Here is a 3595-nt window from a genome sequence, read left to right as displayed (position 1 = left end):
GGTCTTCGAGGATGTCGACCATCCGGGATTCCTGCCCGAATCCCTTCACCACCCGGACTCCGGTCACCGTCTGTTCGACGTGTTCGGCGAGGTCGGCCGCGCGCTGCTGGGCCGACCAGGTCGCCGCGTAGAGCCGGGGCCGCGTCCGCAACACGATCAATGCCATCGCGGGCGCGACCAGCAGCGCGGCCAGCGCCAGCGGCGGACTCAGCCACACCATCACCACCGCCGACAGCACGAACTGCAATACGGCCAGTCCCGACCACGGCACCATCGCCAGCAGTCCCTGTACCAGTTGCAGATCGGTGATGGAGCGCGACACCACCTGTCCGGTGCGGATCGCGTCCTGACCCGCGCCGTCGAGCCGCTGGAGGGCGGCGAGCAGCGAAATCCGCAGGCTGTGTTGCGCTTCCAGCGACAGTTTGCCCGCCCAGAGCCTGCGCGCGAACGTGACGACGAACCGGGTCACGGCCAGCCCGGCGAGCACAGCGGCGGCGCTGCCGATCACCGCGGTGTCGCCCACCTGCGCGGCGTCGACCGCGCGTTTGGTGGCCAGCGGTGCGGCGATCGCGACGGCCGCACCCGCCAGCACCGAGACCACGATGCCCGCCAGCAGCCGCGGATGTTCCAGGCACAGCCGCCAGAGCCTGCGGATCCAGCCCGACGAACCCGCGGTCGCGGGCACTACAGGTCTCGGTTGCGCAGGTCCCACCACCCCGCGGCGCCGACCGCTGCGGTCCACAGCAGCAGTACCACCAGGGCCGCCGGTGTCGGCGCGAAGACCTCGGCCTCGTCGAACGAGCCCGCGCTCACTCCTGCCACCGTGGCCGAGACGGGCAGCAGCGCGGCGAATCCGCCCGCGCCGAAACCCTTGGCCACCACCCAGATCAGCGGTTCGAGGGCGAACGCCCAGCCGAGCACCAGCCACACCGCGCCGCTGAAGGTGCGCAGCAGCAGCCCGATTCCGGCGCCGAGCACCGCCCAGCACATGGCGACCAGCAGACCGGCGGCGAGCACCTCGATCAGCTGCCAGCCGAGTGCGAATTTTCCGCGCGCCGCGACGAGCAGCACCAGGAAGCTCACCAGCTCGGCGGCCAGCGCGACAGCGAAGGCGAACGCGGCGGTGGCGAGGTATTTCACGATGACCAACCGGTCGCGATCGGGCGCGAACAGCACGCTCAGCGCCATGGTCTTGTGTCGGTACTCACCTCCGGTGGCGGCGATGCCGAGCAGTGCGGCGACCACGAAGACCGCGATCATCCCGAGGTAGAGCCCGACCGTGGCGGCGCCGGTCGCGGGCTGACCCTTCGGATCGGCAGGCCCGGACATGATCGCGGTGATCAGCGTCCCGACCAGTGCCAGCGCGATCGGCGCGGCCAGCAGTAGCCGGGTCTGCCGCAGCGCGACGATCTTGCGCGCCTCGGTATCGATACCGGGAACGAGATCGGCGGGCAGCACGGAGGTGGTCATCGGGGCATCCCATACGAGGTCGGCGCCGGGGCGTACGCGGCGGGATTCGGCGTGGGCACGGTGTGCCGGTGACGGCGGGGTTTGGTGAGCGAGGCGAGCACCCGGTCGGGGTGGATGGGGTCGGCCACGATGCTGCCGATCCGGACCTGCGCGAGGTCCGCGACGGCACGGATGGTGGCCTCGTCCGCCTCGGCGACGGCCAGCCGGCCGTCGGGGCGCATCACCGCGTCGGTGAAGCCCCGTCCCGCCAGCGCGGTCGCCAGTGCGATGGACGGGGACGCGGCGACGACGAGCCGGTCGGGATGGCCGCGGCGCAGCTTGGCCGGTGCGCCCTGCCAGACGACAGTGCCTTCGCTGAGCACCACGAGTTGATCGGCGCTCGCCACCACATCGGCCAGTGCGTCCGAACTCACCAGCACGGTGCCGCCGCGGTTCACCTGGCGGCGCAGCAGCTCGTGCAGCCAGCCGCGTTCGATGCCGTTCGCACCCGCGAACAGATCGTCGAGCACCAGCAGCGGGGGATCGGCCAGCAACGCCATGGCCAGGGCCAGACGCGTCTGCTGACCCGGATGCAGCTGCGCCACCACGGTTTCGGCGACGGCGGTGAGCCCGGTCTCGTCGAGCACCGCCGCGACCCGGCGACGGGACGCGCCCGCGACCGGCGCGTAGCACCGCAGCTGCTCGCGCACGGTGCGTGCCGGATGCAGCCCACGGGGGCTCAGTACCGCCCCGACCGCGGCGGGACCGTGGCCGGGGCCCTCGATATCGCCGGTGGTCGGCTGCTGGAGTCCCAGCACCATCCGCAGCACCGTCGACTTGCCTGCTCCCGCGGGACCGACGAGCGCGGTGACCGACCCCGCCGGGACGGTGAAGTCGACCTCGTGGACCGCGCTCACCGGACCGAACTGTTTGCCGACGCCACGCACCAGCACAGCGTCACCGCCGCGGCTCCTGCTCACTTCTTGTTCACCTTGCCGGTGCCGATCGCGGGCAGCGGATCGGCATCGATCACGTTGTGCAGCGGAGTGGGCCACATCGCCGGCGCGGGGCCGAAAGCCTTGTGCGCGTTCTCGATGGTGACCTTGCCCAGCGCCCGGTTGCCCGCGCCACCGATGGCGGCGCCGATGCCGGCGGGCAGCACTTTGCCCGCCATCAGCGCGGCGCGCTTGGTGATGAAGCGCTTCATGAACTGTTGCAGCAGTTTGCTGTTGATCCCGCCGAGGCCGGGAACCTTGCCTGCCAGCGCGCCCGCCCAGTTCTTCGACTGGGTGCTCAGCCCCTTCTGCACGATCGCCATTCCGGCGTCACCGAGCACGACCGCGAGCACCAGCGCGCGCCGGGCTTCCTTGTTCTCGGGCTCGATGCCGTGCACCGCGGCCTGGGCCAGGGTGAACAGCGCCGACGCCTCCATGAAGAACACGGTCTCGGCGCTCACGGCCCCGAGCGCGGCGATCGTGCCGACCCCGGGCACCGCCGCGGTGGCGCCGACCGCGGCGCCACTGCCGGTGACGGCGAGCAGATACTGCTTTTCGAGCCGTGTCACGATCTGGGCCGGACTCTCCCCGGGATGACGCTCACGCAGGAACTCGACATAGCGGCGTACGGCCGGCGCCTGCAGCTTCGATCCGGTGTCGAGCACATCGACCACGGCTTTTTCGATCGCGTTCTTGAACACGGCGTCGTCCTCCTCTTCGCCCCAACGAGTCGAACTGTAGGGCACTTGCGCGCCCCAGAGCTCATCATGCCAACGACCACCGACAGCCCGCGGTTCCGTGACGTGCGCGACCGATTCCGGTCGGCCGGTCCGACTGACGCTGTCGGCCGCAGGCCCGGGTTCTACGCTGACCCGATGAGTGAAAACCAGCCAACCCGACTCATCCGCGATTTCACCGAAGCCGGCGCCGAGTTCGCGACGATCACCCTCGACCACCCGCCGCTGAACCTGTTCGATCGCACACTCATCGCGTCGCTGATCGCCGATATCGCCGCGGTGCGCCGGCTGCCGCCGCGGGCATTGCTGATCAGGGCCGAGGGAAAGGTCGTCTCGGGCGGAGTCGACGTGAACATCTTCGACGGCCGAACCGTCGAGGAGGGCGCGCAGCTGTGGCGTGAGCTGTTCGAGCAG

Annotated in this window: 4 protein-coding genes and 1 pseudogene; 1 reads left to right on the top strand and 4 read right to left on the bottom strand. The window is 70.6% G+C overall.

All coding sequences use genetic code 11. From position 1 onward, the window contains the following. The 4 genes from ACFWF3_RS28405 to ACFWF3_RS28390 all read right to left on the bottom strand — a co-directional run. On the bottom strand, positions 1–685 hold a 685-nt coding region (locus ACFWF3_RS28405), incomplete at its 3' end, for an ABC transporter transmembrane domain-containing protein (protein ID WP_379316539.1). Beyond that, a complete protein-coding gene (locus ACFWF3_RS28400) occupies positions 685–1470 on the bottom strand; it encodes an ABC transporter permease (RefSeq protein ID WP_379316537.1) in 786 nt (261 codons plus the stop codon). The genes ACFWF3_RS28405 and ACFWF3_RS28400, both read right to left, overlap by 1 nt. After that, positions 1467–2429 (bottom strand): ATP-binding cassette domain-containing protein, encoded by a 963-nt coding sequence (locus ACFWF3_RS28395; protein ID WP_379316535.1) that lies wholly within the window; start codon positions 2427–2429, stop codon positions 1467–1469. The genes ACFWF3_RS28400 and ACFWF3_RS28395 overlap by 4 nt, the downstream gene beginning before the upstream one ends. Beyond that, the gene (locus tag ACFWF3_RS28390) at positions 2426–3145 is read right to left on the bottom strand and encodes a hypothetical protein (RefSeq protein ID WP_378993442.1); all 720 of its coding nucleotides are present in this window, start codon (positions 3143–3145) and stop codon (positions 2426–2428) included. The genes ACFWF3_RS28395 and ACFWF3_RS28390 overlap by 4 nt, the downstream gene beginning before the upstream one ends. Positions 3146–3319: 174 nt before the next feature. On the opposite strand from ACFWF3_RS28390, the pseudogene ACFWF3_RS28385 reads away from it, so the two are divergent. Further along, positions 3320–3595: pseudogene (locus ACFWF3_RS28385) on the top strand (enoyl-CoA hydratase/isomerase family protein); the annotation flags it as partial.

Source organism: Nocardia sp. NPDC060220, from assembly GCF_042727815.1.
In the GTDB taxonomy this organism is placed as follows: domain Bacteria; phylum Actinomycetota; class Actinomycetes; order Mycobacteriales; family Mycobacteriaceae; genus Nocardia.
Note: the sequence above shows the minus strand (reverse complement) of the source record. Positions and strands in the feature narration are given on the sequence as shown.

Bases quoted from the DNA above. Each gene is read 5' to 3' on its own strand.
- ACFWF3_RS28400 (WP_379316537.1), bottom strand. From the start codon at position 1,470: ATGACCACCTCCGTGCTGCCCGCCGATCTCGTTCCCGGTATCGATACC.